Raw genomic sequence first — 15997 nt, 5'->3', positions numbered from 1 at the left:
AAGTTTTACTCAATGATGAACAATGGCTCGTCGTATTCGACAGGCTGGCCGTTTTCGGCAAGGATGGCCTTGACCACACCTGACTTGTCAGCCTCGATCTGGTTCAGGATCTTCATCGCCTCGATGATACAGAGGGTATCGCCGACGCTAACACTCTGTCCGACCTTTACAAACTCTGGCGTACCGGGGGAAGGTGAACGGTAGAAGGTTCCGACCATTGGTGACAAGACCTGGTGGCCTGTCGGCAAACTGCTTGCCTCGGCAGGGGCAGCGGCAGCTGCTGCGGCCGGTGCGGCTATCGGCGCCGCGGCAACCGGTGCCGGCATCGGCGCGGCATAGGCAGGGGCCTGGCCGTGGCGACTGATGCGTACGGACTCTTCACCTTCCTTGATCTCAATCTCGGCAATGCCGGACTCTTCAAGCAGTTCAATGAGTTTTTTTACTTTGCGAATATCCATGATGTTTCAGACTCTTCTAATCAAAATTGTTATTCAACGCGGGCGATGGCCGCCTGCAGTGCAAGTTCATAACCCTGTGCGCCAAGCCCCGTGATGACACCGACGGCGAGGTCCGAGAAGTAGGACTCGCGGCGAAACTCCTCACGGGCGTGGACGTTGGACAGGTGTAATTCGATAAACGGGATGGCGACCCCGGCGATGGCATCGCGCAGGGCGACACTCGTATGCGTAAAGGCGGCCGGGTTAATAATGATAAAGGCGACGCCTTCCTGCTGTGCCTGTTGTACGCGGTTGACGAGCTCATGCTCGGCATTACTCTGCAGGCAGTCGAGTTTATGGCCGGCCCCGGTGGCCAGTTCGGTCAGGCGGGTCTCGATATCCTTGAGCGTAGTGGCACCATAGATCGCCGGCTCACGGGTGCCGAGCAGGTTCAGATTCGGGCCATTCAGGAGTAATAGTTTTGCCATGTCTATCGTTAATCTTTGAAATAGCGGCATGATCGATGCATATAGCTACATGATCACGCATGAAATTTTCAGTAATCCTGTGCGTATTGTGAAGGATCTGGGAAAGCTTGTCCAGTTCTGCGCACGTTTTGAGAATTTAAGCCAAAATTCGCCGAATTTCTCAACAAAGTTCACAAAATAGGCATGGAGTATATTTTTATTCCCGGTAGGTAACGCAGGGGGTCGCCCTCGTGCGTCCATGCACTTCGCGACACTTGTTTCTCCTAAACATCGCGCGAGACGCAAAGCTCGCAGAGAAGAACAAAAGCTAATTAAACAGGATTTACATGATAACTGGATAATTCGTATTTCACTTGAATTACTATGTGGAACTGATTTTTTTCGAGTTTACTCAGCGTTCTCTGCGTCTTTGCGACCTTTGCGTTACTTTCCAGAAGGCCAAGCGAGGCCTAGAGTAGTTTTTTGATCTCGGCCTCGGCGTCGTGTTTTTCAAGCTCTCCACGGCGGGTAAAGGCGATCATGCCCTGGCGGTCGACGATCACGGTATAGGGCAGCGCGCCGAAGCGATTGCCATATTGTTTGCCCACATCGATGGCGGCCAGATCACCAAGCAGCATCGGGTAGTTCACACCATAGGTATCCATGAAGTCGATGACCTTGTCGGCCTCATCGATGGCGACGCCGATAAACTGCAGGCCCTGTGCGCCATATTGTTCCTGTAAGGCGATAAAGGCTGGCATCTCTTTGCGACAGGGCGGGCACCAGGTCGCCCAGAAGTTGATCACGAGCACCTTGCCATCCCATTCTTTAATATGGTGTGGTGTACCCTCGGTATCAGGCAGGGCAAACCCGGGGCGTGGGCTGCCGATAATGCTTATGCTGCTGGTTACTGTTTTGGCTGGTGGGTTTTCAGTATTTGCATTCTTGTTCTCACCACAAGCACTGAGTAATACTGCCAGTAATCCAAGGCTGACGAGGCTGAGTTTTTTCACGGACATATCCCTAAATAAAGGTACTTGAGAAAGCATCTTTCTCGTTTGTTTTATAAAAAAGGCCGGTCGTAATCAATACGACCGGCGCGCATAGTAACAACAATGACGGCTTCCCAGCAGTGTTCTACTGCAAGGCTTGGCGTACGTGTGGCACAAATTCTTCCGGTGGATAGAAACCGATCATGCGATAGTTACGCCTTTCCATGCCATCCTTGCCAAACACCATCATCGCCGGCGGGCCTATTAAACCAAAGCGTTTAAGCATCGCCTTGTGTTCATCATTATTGTCGGTAACGTCGGCCTTGAGCAGAACCATGTCGGCAAACAGGGCTTGTACCTCTGGTTTGGCAAAGGTCGATTTTTCCATGCGGATACATTCGACGCACCAGTCGGCATAGAAGTCGAGGAACACCGCCTTACCCTCACTACTGGCCTTCTTGATCGCGACATCGAGTTCAGCATTATTATTTACCTTGTCGAAGACTTTATGCTCCATGGCCGTTGCACTACCTCCCATGATCACGGTGTTAGAAGAACGCAGTGGTTGCATCATGTCGGTATTGCCACTGGCTACACCAATCAACAACATAACACCATAGATCAGACCGACCAGTCCTATGCCTTTCCAAAGTTTGCTCCATCCATCAGCCTCTACCGGTAGGTGGCTGAGTGCACCCATATAAACGGCAGAGATGATGAGCAACACGGCCCAGAGCGTATTGGTGACTTCTGCCGGGATAATGCGTTCCAGCATCCAGATACCCACGGCCAGCAGGGCTACGCCGAACACGGCCTTGATCGGTTTCATCCAGTCACCGGCGCGTGGCAGGAATTTACCGGCCGAGACACCGATAGCGAGAAGCGGTGCACCCATACCCATCGACAATGAGAACAAGGCAAAGCCTCCTAGAACTGGGTCACCAGTCTGACCGATGACAAGCAGTGCACCGGCCAGTGGTGCGGCGACACAAGGGCCGACGATCAAGGCCGAGAGGAAACCCATGATAGCAACACCGATGAGTGTACCGCCTTCCTGCTTGTTGCTGATCTCGGTGAGTTTGCTCTGCAGGGCGGAGGGCAGTTGCAGGTCATAGAAACCGAACATCGACAGCGACAAGACGACGAAGATGCCGACAAAACCACTGATGATCCAGGCATTCTGGAAGGCGGCCTGCAGGTTTTCACCAAACATGCCGGCAATAATACCGCCAGTTGTGTAGGTAACCGCCATAGCTAAAACGTAGACAAGTGATAAGGTGAAGGCCTTGCGCGTGGTAATGCCTTCGCCCTGGCCAACAATGATACTGGACAGGATAGGTATCATCGGGAAGACACAGGGTGTTAGTGCTAGTCCGATACCGAAGACGAAGAACAATAACACCGCAAGCACAGGCTTGTTGGTAAGCAGGTGCGCAAGCCGATCTTGTTCGGCAACAGGCTCGTCTTTGGTTGACGAGACAGTTGAGCTGGTATCTGCTGACGCACTGCCTTGAGAGCTACTGGCAAGACCGGCGGGTAACTCGAGGCTCACCGTTTTCTTCATCGGTGGATAACATATACCGGCATCGGCACAACCCTGGAACTTGGCAGTCAGGTTAATTACTTTGCCTGCGGCATTACTTCGTAGCACGGGCACGGCGACCTGCACACCGTGCATATAAACCTCAACGTCACCTTCGCCACCGCTAGGCAGAATACCGTGGTGCATTTCACCCGCGGGCAGGCTGACATTACCGACTTGCATGCCGGCGCTGTCGGTACTGAAGGCAAACTTGTCACGGTACAGGTAATAACCCTCTGCGATCTGCCAGTCGGCAATGATGTTGCCGGTTTCATTTATGTGGGCACTAAAGGCAAAGGCCTCATCGGGGGGCAGGAACTCGCGCTCGGCGCTGCCCAGACCCAGACTGTTACCGAGTGAGGTTAATGACTGCAGGCCTGTAACGTTTTTTGATACAAGCGTGGCTGCGGGCAGGTTGAGTAAAACAGTTTGGCGACGGGGTGGGTAGCAGACACCCACATCGGCACAGCCCTGGGAACCGACGCTCAGGCGCAGGCTGTTCTGGCTGGCGGCATCGCTGCGTTTCAGCGGCAGGGTGATCGCTACCTTGTGACGGTAGACCTCCAGTTCGCCCTCGGTACCGTCGGCACGCAGGCCAAACTTCTTTTTGCCTGGTGGAATTTGTGCCGTGCCCAGATCAATGCCGGGGGTTTCTGACTGGAAATTGAATTTGTCGTGGTAGAGGTAGTAACCCTCAGCCGCTTTCCATTCAACCTCGATGGTGTTGGCGTCAATGGCGCGGGCGTTAACACTAAACGCCTGTTCCGGGGGCAGGAGTTCATCTTCAGCAATGGCAAAGGCCAGCTGACTGATAAGCAGGGTGCCGAGCAGGAGTAGTAGTTTTTTCATATCTGTTGTCTTCGTTAATGGTTCGGCTTCATGGTATTTCGGTGACAGGATGTATCAATCCAGTCCAAATAGGCGGGTAAGCCTGCCTGAATAGAGACAGCGATCACCTCGGGAAGTTCGTAAGGGTGTAATGCCACGATACGTGCCTGCAGGGTCGGGTACTGTTCCTGGATAGTTTTTATCATAAGTAGTTCTTCGCTGCCCGTTTCGCGTTTGCCCTGCCAGTGATATATCGAGGTCAGGCCCGGCACGATATTGATGCAGGCGGCCAGCGCCTCATCGACAAGGGTGTTGGCGAGGCTAACCGCTGTCGCATGATCCGGACAGGTGCAATACACCAGCATGGGTGTGTGCGAATGGACAGTCTTTGGCTCCATATATAAGGAAAGATACTAGATTCACAGACTCGCCACTAGTGATGATCCCGTAATAGCCGAGGTAGCGGATTTTTCTTTGCCCTCAGCCGCTGTCCCGAGTACCTTATACAAGATGCGTCCTGGCCATATTTTATTCCTGCTGTTTATCGCCGTGCCCCTGCTCGAGCTCTACCTGTTGATCGAGATAGGCTCGGTGATCGGTGCCATCCCGACCGTCTTCATGGTGGTCTTTACCGCCGTACTCGGCGCCATGCTGTTGCAGGCCCAGGGGTTGTCGACCCTGCGCCGGGTGCAGGAGGCCACTGCACGCGGAGAGGTCCCGGCGATTGAAATGCTGGAAGGTTTTTTCCTGCTCATTGGCGGCATATTGTTGCTAACCCCCGGTTTTTTCACAGATATTATTGGATTTCTGTGCCTGGTCACGCCGCTGCGGCGTGCCGTGATCAAGGCCTGGTTACGTCGCCGCATGCGCCCGCCGCCGGGACCTGGCCGCCGCCCCACTGACTCTTCCCGCACCATCGAGGGCGAATACTGGCGTGATGATGACTGAGTAGTCGTTAACTCTCTGGAAAGTAACGCAAAGGGCGCAAAGACGCAGAGGACGCAAAGGAAATCCAGAAAAAAATACCAGGAGACTATGCTTATTCTATGCGGTATTAAATAATCTGGACAAAATTGAAAGGATTAAAAAGTCGTATATATTCAACATAGAGCGGCAAACTACCCTGTTAATCATATAAATCCTCTATAACACTTTCTTATTCTTACAGTTAGGTTTTCTTGGCGTCCTCTGCGTCTTTGCGCCCTTTGCGTTATTGACTCGATCTGCAACGAGATAATTCTTCCCACGAGATAATTCTTCCCCTGCGCCCTTGATTTTTCATGTTTCGGCCTTATGATTAGCACTCATCCGCGGTGAGTGCTAACAACGCTCGCAATAAAAGATTAACCATTGATTTATATAGTAATAATTTCAGGAGAGTTTATTCATGAACATTCGTCCTTTGCATGATCGTGTGATCGTCCGCCGTAAGGAAGAGGAGCGCACCAGCGCCGGGGGCATCGTGATCCCAGATTCAGCAACCGAAAAGCCTGCCCAGGGTGAAGTCTTGGCAGTAGGTAAGGGCAAGATCCTCGAGAACGGCGATATTCGCGCCCTCGACGTTAAGGTGGGCGACATCGTGATGTTTGGCAAGTTCTCAGGCAGCGAAGTCAAGGTTAACGGCGAAGACCTGCTGGTTATGCGCGAAGAAGACATCATGGGCGTGGTAGAAGGCTAAGGCCATCCCGCGACTATTAACGAATAATTTTTAAGAGGAAATAACATGTCAGCAAAAGAAGTAAGATTTGGTGATGACGCGCGTCACGGTATGGTCGCCGGTATCAACATCCTGGCCAATGCCGTTAAGGTTACTTTGGGTCCTAAGGGTCGTAATGTTGTTCTGGAAAAGAGCTTCGGTGCTCCAACCGTGACAAAGGACGGTGTTTCTGTCGCCAAGGAAATTGAGCTGCAGGACAAGTTTGAAAACATGGGCGCACAGATGGTGAAGGAAGTCGCGTCACAGACGTCTGATGTCGCCGGTGACGGTACCACCACGGCTACGGTTCTGGCCCAGGCCATTGTCCGTGAAGGCATGAAGTCAGTTGCCGCCGGTATGAACCCGATGGACCTGAAGCGCGGTATCGACAAGGCCGCTGCCGCTGCCGTTGAAGAACTGAAGAAGCTCTCCAAGCCATGCGCCGACAACAAGGCCATTGCCCAGGTCGGCACCATCTCTGCCAACTCCGATGCCAATATCGGTGACATCATTGCCGATGCAATGGATAAGGTCGGCAAGGAAGGCGTTATCACCGTTGAAGAAGGCACCAGCCTGGAAAACGAACTCGACGTCGTTGAAGGTATGCAGTTCGACCGCGGCTACCTGTCACCTTACTTCGTCAACAACCAGCAGAACATGACCGCCGAAATGGAAGAGCCGTTCGTGCTTATCCATGACAAGAAGGTCTCCAACATCCGTGAATTGTTGCCTGTGCTGGAAGCTGTTGCCAAGGCGGGTCGTCCGCTGATCATTATCGCCGAAGACGTTGAAGGTGAAGCCCTGGCGACACTGGTGGTGAACACCATGCGTGGTATCGTCAAGGTCTGTGCCGTTAAGGCCCCGGGCTTCGGTGATCGTCGCAAGGCCATGCTGCAGGACCTCGCTATCCTCACCGGTGGTACCGTGATCTCTGAAGAGGTCGGTCTGTCACTGGAGAAGGCCACTCTCGAAGAACTGGGTTCCGCCAAGCGAATCGTTGTCACCAAGGAAGAAACCATTGTTATCGATGGTGCCGGTAACGCCAAGGAAATCGAAGACCGCGTTAACCAGATCCGTTCACAAATGGAAGAAACCTCTTCTGACTACGACCGTGAAAAGATGCAGGAACGCGTCGCCAAGCTGGCCGGTGGTGTTGCCGTGATCAAGGTCGGTGCTGCTACCGAAGTTGAAATGAAAGAAAAGAAGGCCCGCGTGGAAGATGCCCTGCATGCAACACGTGCTGCCGTCGAAGAGGGTGTGGTACCGGGCGGTGGTGTTGCCCTGGTGCGGGCCCTGCAGGCCCTCAAGGATCTGAAGGGTGACAACCATGATCAGGACGTGGGCATCAGCATCGCCCGTCGCTCCATGGAAGAGCCGCTGCGTCAGATCGTCACCAATGCCGGCGAAGAGGCCTCAGTGGTTCTTAACAATGTTGAGGCCGGTAAAGGTAACCACGGTTATAATGCCGCTAGCGGTGAGTACGGCGACATGATCGAAATGGGTATTCTGGATCCAACCAAGGTCACCCGCTCAGCATTGCAAAATGCCGCGTCGGTAGCCGGCCTCATGATCACCACCGAATGCATGGTGGCTGATGCACCAGTTGAAGATGGTGCCGGTGGCGGTGCCCCGGATATGGGTGGTATGGGCGGTATGGGTGGCATGGGCGGCATGATGTAAGCCCTGGCTTTTCCCAAGCCTTATATGAAACCCTCGCCGAAAGGCGGGGGTTTTTTTATGCCCGTTGTGCACGTACACCGAGGTTTAAAATTGTTCCTGGAATCTCTTTTTAGCGGGGTTGCCCTGCAAGCGATATAGTGGAAGTAGGGTTTTGCTTCAAGCCTTGATGTATTGCCAGTCTTGTTGCATGCGCTGAATAATTTGCTTTAATGCCGATGGGGCGATTCCAACCTCGGGCAATAACTCTATATCGATACCTTTTTCCTGCAAATTCTTGATTGCTTTGGCACAAGCAAGAAATGTCACATTGTCGTATTGAGCCGTTAATGCCTTGACGCGCAATTGGTAAGAAGGTTCGTCCTGACGCATTAAATTAAGCCCACCATCGTTGGCAATAATCTCAAGTTGAAAATTCTTGTTATGTGTTTTATTCGTTGCAAGTATATGCTCTGCCCGATCCAGCGCAGCATTAATTTTATCCGGATCAGAGGACGTCAGATGCAAAATCATATTAGCCGACTGTGTAGGGGTACTGACAGCAGATAAATTTTCTAACGGTTTGTCGGTAGTTACTCCCAGATGGCCGAACCAACCCAGTACTACGCCAAAACACAGCATCACACAGGCTGCCATGGCCCAGCGCGTAGTGAAATTATTGGTAGCAACAGAATTTTTATTCATATTGTTGCGACGGGGTGGTTGCTCGTAGGTATGTTGAAGCATATCCCGTAACAGGCGCAGTTCGCTCAGGCGGTGGTTAGTATTACTATCGTGATTAATCACGGCCAATATCCGGTCGCGTTCATGTGCATCGAGTTGATCATCGAGAAAAGCACTTAGCTCTTCATCTGAAATAAAATGTTTATCCCGGTTCAAAGCTTGTGTCTCCTTAGTTCAAGCACATTGGCTTGTCGACTATTATCAAGCAATATCTCTTTTAAAAGACGCCGAGCACGACATAACCGGCTCATCACGGTGCCTGCGGGTATATTTAATATTTCGGTCACCTCGGCGTAACTGCAATGCTCCAGATCAACCAATGTTAATACCTCACGTTGGCCCATCGGTAAACTCTGCATCGCTTGTCTCACGTGCTGTTTCGTTTCATAGCGTGAATTGACTGACTCGGGGGTTTCCTCATCGGCAAAGAGATTTTCGTCATATTCAATAGTCTCTTTTTTGCAACGCAGATAATCATGCCAGGTATTCATAAGTATTTTGAATAACCACGGCCCGATTGAATCGATGTCTCTAAGCTGCTTGCGTTGACGCAAGGCCTTGGAAAACGTCTCCTGCACTAAATCATCGGCGACATCGGGGTGATGGCTCCATGCAAAGGCGATCCGATACAGACGTTCACGGCTTTTGGTTAGTGCTTGGTCAAATTCACGGTTTTTGCATAATGTATCAAGCAGCTTCATGATAATTATCGTAGCCCTTAAGCGTAGACGGATAACAATAAGCAATTATTCCATCGCTCACGTACTTTTTATTTTTATGGCAGCCATAAAATATACAAATGAAGAAAATGGAATAAATGGCTCCTCAAGTTCGTCTATCCATCTGATTGCCATCTTTAGCTTATAAAAACAGGCAAAAAAATTTCTATACTGCGCCGTCAGTTAATAATAACAACTGATAATAACAAAGTGTATTTAACACTATTCATTTGGAGAGACACATGTTCATATCCCCCCATATTAAGCATGCGGTGACTACGGTTGCTTGCCTGTCAGGGCTGCTGCTCACGGGTACCGCCAGTGCTGCTAACTGGCTGATGTTGCAGGGCACGGAAGGGAAAAAGGCGCCGGATCACCGTCTGTTTGCCTTTGTTCAGCCTGCCTACAGTGCTAACCCGGGTGCTGAAAAATTGAAAGGGCTCACCCTTGTAGGTGCCCCTGCTAACGGCTCTTATGCCGTGCCTAATACCGTTGTCCCTGACTTTAACGAGACCGAACAAGTCTACCTGCGTCGCGCACGCCTGGGGATGCGTGGTCGTTTATCGGGGCCGTTATTAAATAGCTTTACCTCGAAGATTAACTACTTCGGCCTGCTGGCACTCGATGATGGCCTGTTCAATCAGAACCAATTTAGTACAGATCGTCGCCCGGTCTCGCTCGACCATGCCAGCCTGACCTTTAACCATATCCCGGGCGCCCGTATCCGCGCAGGTTTGTTCAAAAACCCGATTTCAGAAGAAATCTTTCAGGCTGTCCATACCATTGATTTCATCGAATTCACCACCTTTGGTGCGGCACAGGTACTGGAAAATTTCTACAGTGGTAATACCACTGCTGTCGGTCAAGTACCGGGGTCAGATGACATCGGCACGGCACAGCGTGAGGCCTATGGCTTTAGTGCGGCGCGTGACTGGGGTGTGCAGGTCTTTGATAGTTTTAAGGTTGCCAACAATTCGTGGGACTTGAGCTACGCCGTCAAGGTCGGTCGTGGCGAATCCATTAGCCGCGGCAGTGACAGCGATAACAACGAGGAACTATATCTTTATGCCTCAGCAGAAAAATTGCTGCCAGGCGGGAAAGGCCCACGCAAGAATGGCGTGAAGATGTTTGCCTGGCACCAGAGTGGTGAGCGCCAGTTCTACACCGACCCTACGGGTGAAGAATTTGACCGTACCCGCTACGGTGTTGGTGTTAAGGGTCTGGGCAAATTCTTTGGCTCCAAGTACAAACACCGCTTTGCCGCCGAGCTTGAATATGCCAAAGGCATGATCTTCCTTGGCCCTGTTGCGGGTGTCGCAGGTCAAACGGGTAACCCTTTCGTAGGGACAGTTCAATTGGCTGCCGATGAAGACAACAAATCACGCGCCTTACAATTAGAATATGGCTTCTATCTCGACAAGCACTGGCAGTTTGACATCCGTTGGGCGCGTGAACAGCGCCTGTATTCTGTCGCCGCAGGCATCGACCCGGGTAATGAGCGTGAAATCGATGAAACCACATTGGGTGTTACCTATCACTTCACACCGAAGGCGCGTTTGACCTTTAACTACGGCTTCCGCGATGTTGAAAAACCAAATGATTACACGGCCGCCTTCTCTAATGCGACGGTTGCTGGCGCATCCAATAACAATGTCGACATTGTTACGGATTCAATTGGTGACCGCATGGGCCTGCAGTTAACGTATCTTTTTTAATTGCCCTGAACCACTGGAAGTGGTTAGGGTATCCATAATGAACCCGCAGGGTTCTATGGTGTAACCCGAAGAGGATTCTGTGAGACAGCATGATGATGCCGTAGGTATCTATGCGCGAGCTAAATGATAAAAGCCCCGTCAGCAATGACGGGGCTTTTTTTGCCCTGACCCATTGGAAATGGTTGAGGTTGCCCCGACCCGGTATGGGTGGGGTACTCATAATGAATGCTGCAAGCATTCTATGAGACAGCATGATGGACCCGTAGTGGCTCATAGGAGCTTTTCAAGCTCCATCATGAGTACCCTACGCTTCCAGCGTCGGGGCATCTATGAGTGGTTAAATAAGATACCTAAGAAGCTCACATAAACGTAAGAACTCAACTAAGCACAGATAAATCGGAGATGGTTGAGGTTGCCCCGACCTGGTATGGGTGGGGTACTCATAATGAATGCTGCAAGCATTCTATGAGACAGCATGATGGACCCGTAGTGGCTCATAGGAGCTTTTCAAGCTCCATCATGAGTACCCTACGCTTCCAGCGTCAGGGCATCTATGAGTGGTGAATTTGACAACCTAGGAAGCTTGCAAATACGTAGAAATCGTAAGCTCCGCAGACATCGGAGAAGGTTGAGGTTACCCCGATTCGGTACGGGTGGGGTACTCATAACGAACCTGAACAGGTTCTATGGTGTAACCTGCAGGGTTCTTTGAGCTATTGAACTATTAAAAGCAGGCAGGCCTAGCTAGTAGTTTCTTCATCGCTGGGTATATCCTCAAGGCTAAAGCTAGCCGGTCCGCCAGTGGCTGGTGCCTCTTCTTCTCCAGGTTCGTCATCGACCAGACTCAGGCCGGCACCGGCCGCGTTATCATCACGCTGTTCATCCGCAAGGTTGATGCGCAGACGCAGGTTGTTGGCAGAGTCGGCATTGCGCAGGGCCTCTTCCTCACTAATCTTGCCGGTCTTGAACAGTTCATAGAGGGCGTGGTCGAAGGTCTGCATGCCGATGTTGGCGGACTTGCTCATGATCTCCTTAAGTTCGCCGATCTCACCACGCTTGATGGTGTCGCGTACCAGCGGTGTACCGAGCAGGATCTCGATGGCGGCACAGCGCTTGCCATCCACGGTCGGGATCAGGCGCTGTGAGATAAAGGCCTGCAGGTTCATGGACAGGTCATTGAGTAACTGGTTACGACGCTCTTCCGGGAAGAAATTGATAATACGATCGAGTGCCTGGTTGGCATTGTTGGCGTGCAGGGTCGAGATGGCGAGGTGGCCGGTTTCGGCGAAGGCCAGTGCGTGTTCCATGGTCTCGCGGTCACGGATCTCACCAATCAGGATCACATCCGGGGCCTGGCGCAGGGTGTTTTTCAGTGCGTCGGCATAACTGTCGGTATCGACACCGACCTCACGCTGGTTGACGATGCTCTTTTTATGCTGGTGCACAAATTCGATCGGGTCTTCGATGGTAATGATGTGCCCGGCGCTGTTGGTGTTGCGGTGATCAATGAGCGAGGCTAGCGAGGTCGATTTACCGGAACCCGTGGCACCGACAAACAACACCAAGCCACGTTTGGTCATGATGATCTTTTTCATGATCGGCGGCAGGCCGAGGTCTTCAAAGTGCGGGATATCGGTCTTGATGTTGCGGATCACCATCGACAGGTTATTGCGCTGTTTGAAGATATTGACGCGAAAACGGCCGACTCCGGATAGTGACAGGGCCAGGTTCATCTCCGGCTTGGCCTCAAATTCGGCGATCTGGCCTTCATCCATGATCGCATAGGCAATGTCTTTGACATCCTGGCCGGTCAGGGTCTTTTGCTCCATGGCCTTGAGTGAGCCATGGAATTTGGCCGAAGGCGGGGCACCGGCGGCCAGGTACAGGTCCGAGGCATCCTTCATGACCATGATCTTCAAATAGTCCTTAAACTCCATGCAAGGTCTCCTGCTGAATATCTGCTTGAGTAGGTTTATTCCCTATTTATTGCGGCCTGCAGGCACAGGACTTTAGGTCTAAATGTGTAAAGCGCTTGTCATGGACGGGGCAAGGCTCTTAAGCTTGCGGCATGAGTGACGAACAAACAGCGTTATTTGCTGACCTGCCTGAAATATTACAGCCATCAGCAGGCCAGGCCTGGGAACGCTATCAGCAGGCCCTCCATGAAGCAGGATTGGCCCCTCCCCTTGAGCCGGGTTTGCATCGCGGCCTGATTAAGGTGTTCGCCTTAAGCGAGTTTGCTGCCGGCCTCTGCGCGCGAGAACCCCATTTGTTTGCTGACCTGTGTCGCAGTGGTGACCTGTTTCGTGCCTACCGCTATGGCGAGCAACTGCAGACACTCGCACACCGCGTGCTCGATGTCGGCAACGAGGCGGCCTTACAGCAGGTACTGCGCGAATACCGGCAACGCGAGATGCTGCGTATTAGTTTCCGCGACCTGCTGCACTGGAATGACCTGCGACAAACCACCCATGAATTGAGCTGGCTGGCCGAGGCCTGCCTGGAAACGGCGCTCGGCATGCTGTCACGCTGGCAACAGAAGGAACTCGGCCGGCCTTGTGATGCCGAGGGCCGAGACCAGTCGCTGGTGGTCGTGGGCATGGGCAAGCTCGGCGCCAGGGAACTGAATTATTCCTCGGATATCGACCTTATCCTTGCCTACCCGGAAGAGGGTACGACGCGCGGTGGGCGCGTGCAGCTGGACAACAGCGAGTATTTCACTCGCCTCGGCCGTCGTTTGATCAATGCCCTGGATGCCGCCACTGCCGAGGGTTTCGTCTTCCGCGTCGACATGCGCCTGCGTCCGTTTGGCGAGAGCGGGCCATTGGCGATGAGTTTTGATGCCTTCGAGGAGTATTACCAGACCCACGGTCGTGAGTGGGAACGTTATGCCATGATCAAGGCCCGCGTGGTGGCCGGTGATCGCAGGCAGGGCGCGCAACTCCTCGAGACCCTGCGGCCGTTTGTCTATCGGCGCTATATCGATTTCGGTGTCTTCGAGTCACTGCGCGAGATGAAGCAGATGATTGAGCGGCAGGTGGCGCGCAAGGGCATGGCGAACAATGTCAAACTCGGTGCGGGTGGGATCCGTGAGGTCGAGTTCATCGGCCAGGCCTTTCAGCTCATCCATGGCGGCCGCTATGAGTCCCTGCGGCAGCGGCCGATTTTAAAGATTTTACAGGTCCTCGAAGAAGAGGGGATGTTACCGGGCTATGTTGTTACCGCGTTGCGCGAGGCCTATATCTTCCTGCGAAATACCGAACACCGCCTGCAGATGTGGCGTGATGAGCAAACCCATAAGCTGCCGTCTGACGCCGCCGGCCAGGCGCGTCTCGCCCTGGCCATGGACTGTGCCGACTGGCAGGTCTTTAGTACCAGGCTGGCGGCCTATCGCAGGCAGGTCGACTCGCATTTCCGCCAGGTATTTGCCGCGCCGCAGGGCGAGACACAGACCGAGGCCAGTGGCCATACCGACCTGCAGGCCGTCTGGCAGAATAGCCTTGATACGGCGCGGGCCGAGCAGATTTTGCACCAGGCCGGTTACCAGGATGTCGGCGAGATATTACGTCGGCTGGGCGAGTTACGCGACAGCTACGCCTGCCGCGCCCTGAGCGCGCAGGGCCGCCAGCGTATGGATCGGCTCATGCCCCTATTGCTCGGTGCGGCCGGGACCACAGGCTCAGCGGGGGCAGAGGCCGACATGGCCCTGATCCGCGTACTGGGCCTGATTGAGCAAATTGCGCGGCGTACCGCGTATCTGTCTTTGCTGGTTGAAAACCCCATTGCCCTCTCACAACTGGTGCGCCTGTGCGCGGCCAGCCCCTGGATCACCGAGCAACTGAGCAATTACCCGCTGTTGCTCGACGAGCTCATCGATGTGCGCAGTCTTTACCAGTTACCGAAACGCGAGCAATTGCAGGCCGAGCTGGATATGCGCTTCCAGGGCGTCGACGAGGCGGACCTGGAGCGGCACATGGATATCCTGCGCCAGTTCAAGCAGGCCAACGTGCTGCGTGTTGCCGCCGCCGATGTCACCGCCGATATGCCCCTGATGCAGGTCAGTGACCACCTCACCGAGATCGCCGAGGTCTGTCTGCAGCGCGTGCTGGACCTGGCCTGGCAGCATATGGTCCGGCGGCACGGTCGCCCGCCGTCGCTGTTTGACGGCAAGCCCTGTGACCCGGGCTTTGCCGTGCTCGCCTACGGCAAGCTCGGCGGCATCGAGCTGGGTTACGGCTCCGACCTCGATATTGTGTTCCTCCATGCCGGGGTCGCCGAGACCGTTACGGATGGAAAGCAACCAATTGATTCTACAGTATTTTTCGCCCGCCTCGCGCAGCGCATGACCCACCTCTTGAACACCCAGACCACGGCCGGGATCCTGTATGAGGTCGACCTGCGCCTGCGCCCGAGCGGTGCCTCCGGTCTGTTGGTCTCCGACCTCGAGGCCTTCCGTACCTACCAGCAGGCAGAGGCCTGGACCTGGGAGCATCAGGCCCTGGTGCGGGCACGTAAGGTCGCCGGTGATGAACGCCTCGGCGAGGGTTTTGCCGCGGTGCGTCGAGAGGTGCTTGCCCGGCCACGCGAGACCGCAGAACTGGTGCGCGAGGTGGTCGAGATGCGTGCCCGTATGCGCAGCGAGCTGGGCAGTAAAAATCGTGAAGAATTTGACCTCAAGCAGGACCTCGGTGGTATCGTCGATATTGAGTTTATGGTTCAATACGCAGTCCTGCAGTGGTCGGTTAGCCACCCGCAATTGCTCGAATGGACGGACAATATCCGCTTGCTTGAGACACTGGTCGCCACCGGCTTATTAGCCGAGGCGGACGGGGCGGCATTGGCCGATGCCTATCGCGCCTACCGCGCCGAGGTCCACCGTTTGAAGCTGCAGGCCCAGCCCGCGCGCGTCCCGGCAGACCGGTTCGTGGCGGAGCGGCAAACCGTCCAGCGGCTCTGGCAGGCCTGGCTGGGCAGTTAAACTTAAAATAGGTGCCTGTATAAATTAGGGATAGTGCTTTCTGAGTAGGAAAACATCTGCGAAAAAGCGGAGTTTACAAATAGTAAATGAGCATTTTGAGCAGATTTTTGACACCCTCAGAAAGTGCTGGAGCAATTTATACGGGTGCCTTTAAATAGGAAGAGAGACGTGACTACTTTAACA

13 protein-coding genes are annotated in these 15997 nt (G+C 53.5%); 5 read left to right on the top strand and 8 right to left on the bottom strand.

The features are described 5' to 3' along the window. Positions 1 to 5: 5 nt before the first annotated feature. The 5 genes from accB to cutA all read right to left on the bottom strand — a co-directional run bounded on the left by accB (position 6) and on the right by cutA (position 4704). A complete protein-coding gene (gene accB, locus EL386_RS14365) occupies positions 6 to 458 on the bottom strand; it encodes an acetyl-CoA carboxylase biotin carboxyl carrier protein (RefSeq protein ID WP_126456910.1) in 453 nt (150 codons plus the stop codon). Between the two features lie 29 nt (positions 459 to 487). Continuing rightward, positions 488 to 925 carry a type II 3-dehydroquinate dehydratase gene (aroQ, locus tag EL386_RS14360; RefSeq protein WP_126456909.1) on the bottom strand — a complete coding sequence of 146 codons (438 nt, stop codon included), beginning with the start codon at positions 923 to 925 and terminating at the stop codon, positions 488 to 490. Positions 926 to 1374: 449 nt separating this feature from the next. Next, complete coding sequence (locus EL386_RS14355) at positions 1375 to 1917, bottom strand: TlpA disulfide reductase family protein (RefSeq protein WP_232020212.1); 543 nt, start codon at positions 1915 to 1917, stop codon at positions 1375 to 1377. Positions 1918 to 2041: 124 nt separating this feature from the next. After that, the gene (locus tag EL386_RS14350; protein ID WP_126456907.1) at positions 2042 to 4327 is read right to left on the bottom strand and encodes a protein-disulfide reductase DsbD; all 2286 of its coding nucleotides are present in this window, start codon (positions 4325 to 4327) and stop codon (positions 2042 to 2044) included. Between the two features lie 14 nt (positions 4328 to 4341). After that, positions 4342 to 4704: a divalent-cation tolerance protein CutA gene (gene cutA, locus EL386_RS14345; protein ID WP_197722110.1), complete on the bottom strand. Its 363-nt coding sequence runs from the start codon at positions 4702 to 4704 to the stop codon at positions 4342 to 4344. Between the two features lie 112 nt (positions 4705 to 4816). Between cutA and EL386_RS14340 the strand changes: the two genes are divergently transcribed. The 3 genes from EL386_RS14340 to groL all read left to right on the top strand — a co-directional run bounded on the left by EL386_RS14340 (position 4817) and on the right by groL (position 7682). Continuing rightward, positions 4817 to 5254, top strand: coding sequence for an FxsA family protein (locus EL386_RS14340; RefSeq protein WP_126457384.1), 438 nt, complete (start codon positions 4817 to 4819; stop codon positions 5252 to 5254). Between the two features lie 439 nt (positions 5255 to 5693). Further along, a complete protein-coding gene (locus EL386_RS14335) occupies positions 5694 to 5984 on the top strand; it encodes a co-chaperone GroES (protein ID WP_126456906.1) in 291 nt (96 codons plus the stop codon). Positions 5985 to 6029: 45 nt separating this feature from the next. Beyond that, the gene (groL, locus tag EL386_RS14330) at positions 6030 to 7682 is read left to right on the top strand and encodes a chaperonin GroEL (RefSeq protein WP_126456905.1); all 1653 of its coding nucleotides are present in this window, start codon (positions 6030 to 6032) and stop codon (positions 7680 to 7682) included. A gap of 156 nt (positions 7683 to 7838) precedes the next feature. Here groL and EL386_RS14325 read toward each other — a convergent pair whose 3' ends face one another. Together EL386_RS14325 and EL386_RS14320 are read right to left on the bottom strand one after the other, a co-directional pair. Beyond that, positions 7839 to 8558, bottom strand: coding sequence for a DsrE family protein (locus tag EL386_RS14325; RefSeq protein WP_126456904.1), 720 nt, complete (start codon positions 8556 to 8558; stop codon positions 7839 to 7841). Further along, a complete protein-coding gene (locus EL386_RS14320) occupies positions 8555 to 9103 on the bottom strand; it encodes an RNA polymerase sigma factor (protein ID WP_126456903.1) in 549 nt (182 codons plus the stop codon). The genes EL386_RS14325 and EL386_RS14320 overlap by 4 nt, the downstream gene beginning before the upstream one ends. A 260-nt stretch (positions 9104 to 9363) precedes the next feature. Here EL386_RS14320 and EL386_RS14315 point away from each other — a divergent pair, with 260 nt between their 5' ends. After that, positions 9364 to 10836: a hypothetical protein gene (locus tag EL386_RS14315; RefSeq protein WP_126456902.1), complete on the top strand. Its 1473-nt coding sequence runs from the start codon at positions 9364 to 9366 to the stop codon at positions 10834 to 10836. A gap of 740 nt (positions 10837 to 11576) precedes the next feature. Here the strand turns inward: EL386_RS14315 and EL386_RS14310 are convergent. Next, complete coding sequence (locus EL386_RS14310) at positions 11577 to 12773, bottom strand: PilT/PilU family type 4a pilus ATPase (protein WP_126456901.1); 1197 nt, start codon at positions 12771 to 12773, stop codon at positions 11577 to 11579. Between the two features lie 131 nt (positions 12774 to 12904). On the opposite strand from EL386_RS14310, the gene glnE reads away from it, so the two are divergent. After that, on the top strand, positions 12905 to 15814 hold the full coding sequence (glnE, locus tag EL386_RS14305; protein ID WP_126456900.1) for a bifunctional [glutamate--ammonia ligase]-adenylyl-L-tyrosine phosphorylase/[glutamate--ammonia-ligase] adenylyltransferase: 2910 nt from the start codon (positions 12905 to 12907) through the stop codon (positions 15812 to 15814). The last annotated feature ends 183 nt before the right edge of the window (positions 15815 to 15997 follow it).

Origin of the sequence: Sulfuriflexus mobilis (assembly GCF_003967195.1) — a bacterium.
GTDB lineage: Bacteria > Pseudomonadota > Gammaproteobacteria > AKS1 > AKS1 > Sulfuriflexus > Sulfuriflexus mobilis.
This window is presented reverse-complemented; position numbering and strand designations above follow the sequence as displayed.

Excerpts from the sequence above, each read along its gene's own strand:
- accB (WP_126456910.1), bottom strand. The coding sequence starts at position 458 with ATGGATATTCGCAAAGTAAAAAAACTCATTGAACTGCTTGAAGAGTCC.
- aroQ (WP_126456909.1), bottom strand. The coding sequence starts at position 925 with ATGGCAAAACTATTACTCCTGAATGGCCCGAATCTGAACCTGCTCGGC.
- EL386_RS14350 (WP_126456907.1), bottom strand. The coding sequence starts at position 4,327 with ATGAAAAAACTACTACTCCTGCTCGGCACCCTGCTTATCAGTCAGCTG.
- cutA (WP_197722110.1), bottom strand. The coding sequence starts at position 4,704 with ATGGAGCCAAAGACTGTCCATTCGCACACACCCATGCTGGTGTATTGC.
- EL386_RS14340 (WP_126457384.1), top strand. The coding sequence starts at position 4,817 with ATGCGTCCTGGCCATATTTTATTCCTGCTGTTTATCGCCGTGCCCCTG.
- EL386_RS14335 (WP_126456906.1), top strand. The coding sequence starts at position 5,694 with ATGAACATTCGTCCTTTGCATGATCGTGTGATCGTCCGCCGTAAGGAA.
- groL (WP_126456905.1), top strand. The coding sequence starts at position 6,030 with ATGTCAGCAAAAGAAGTAAGATTTGGTGATGACGCGCGTCACGGTATG.
- EL386_RS14320 (WP_126456903.1), bottom strand. The coding sequence starts at position 9,103 with ATGAAGCTGCTTGATACATTATGCAAAAACCGTGAATTTGACCAAGCA.
- EL386_RS14315 (WP_126456902.1), top strand. The coding sequence starts at position 9,364 with ATGTTCATATCCCCCCATATTAAGCATGCGGTGACTACGGTTGCTTGC.
- EL386_RS14310 (WP_126456901.1), bottom strand. The coding sequence starts at position 12,773 with ATGGAGTTTAAGGACTATTTGAAGATCATGGTCATGAAGGATGCCTCG.
- glnE (WP_126456900.1), top strand. The coding sequence starts at position 12,905 with ATGAGTGACGAACAAACAGCGTTATTTGCTGACCTGCCTGAAATATTA.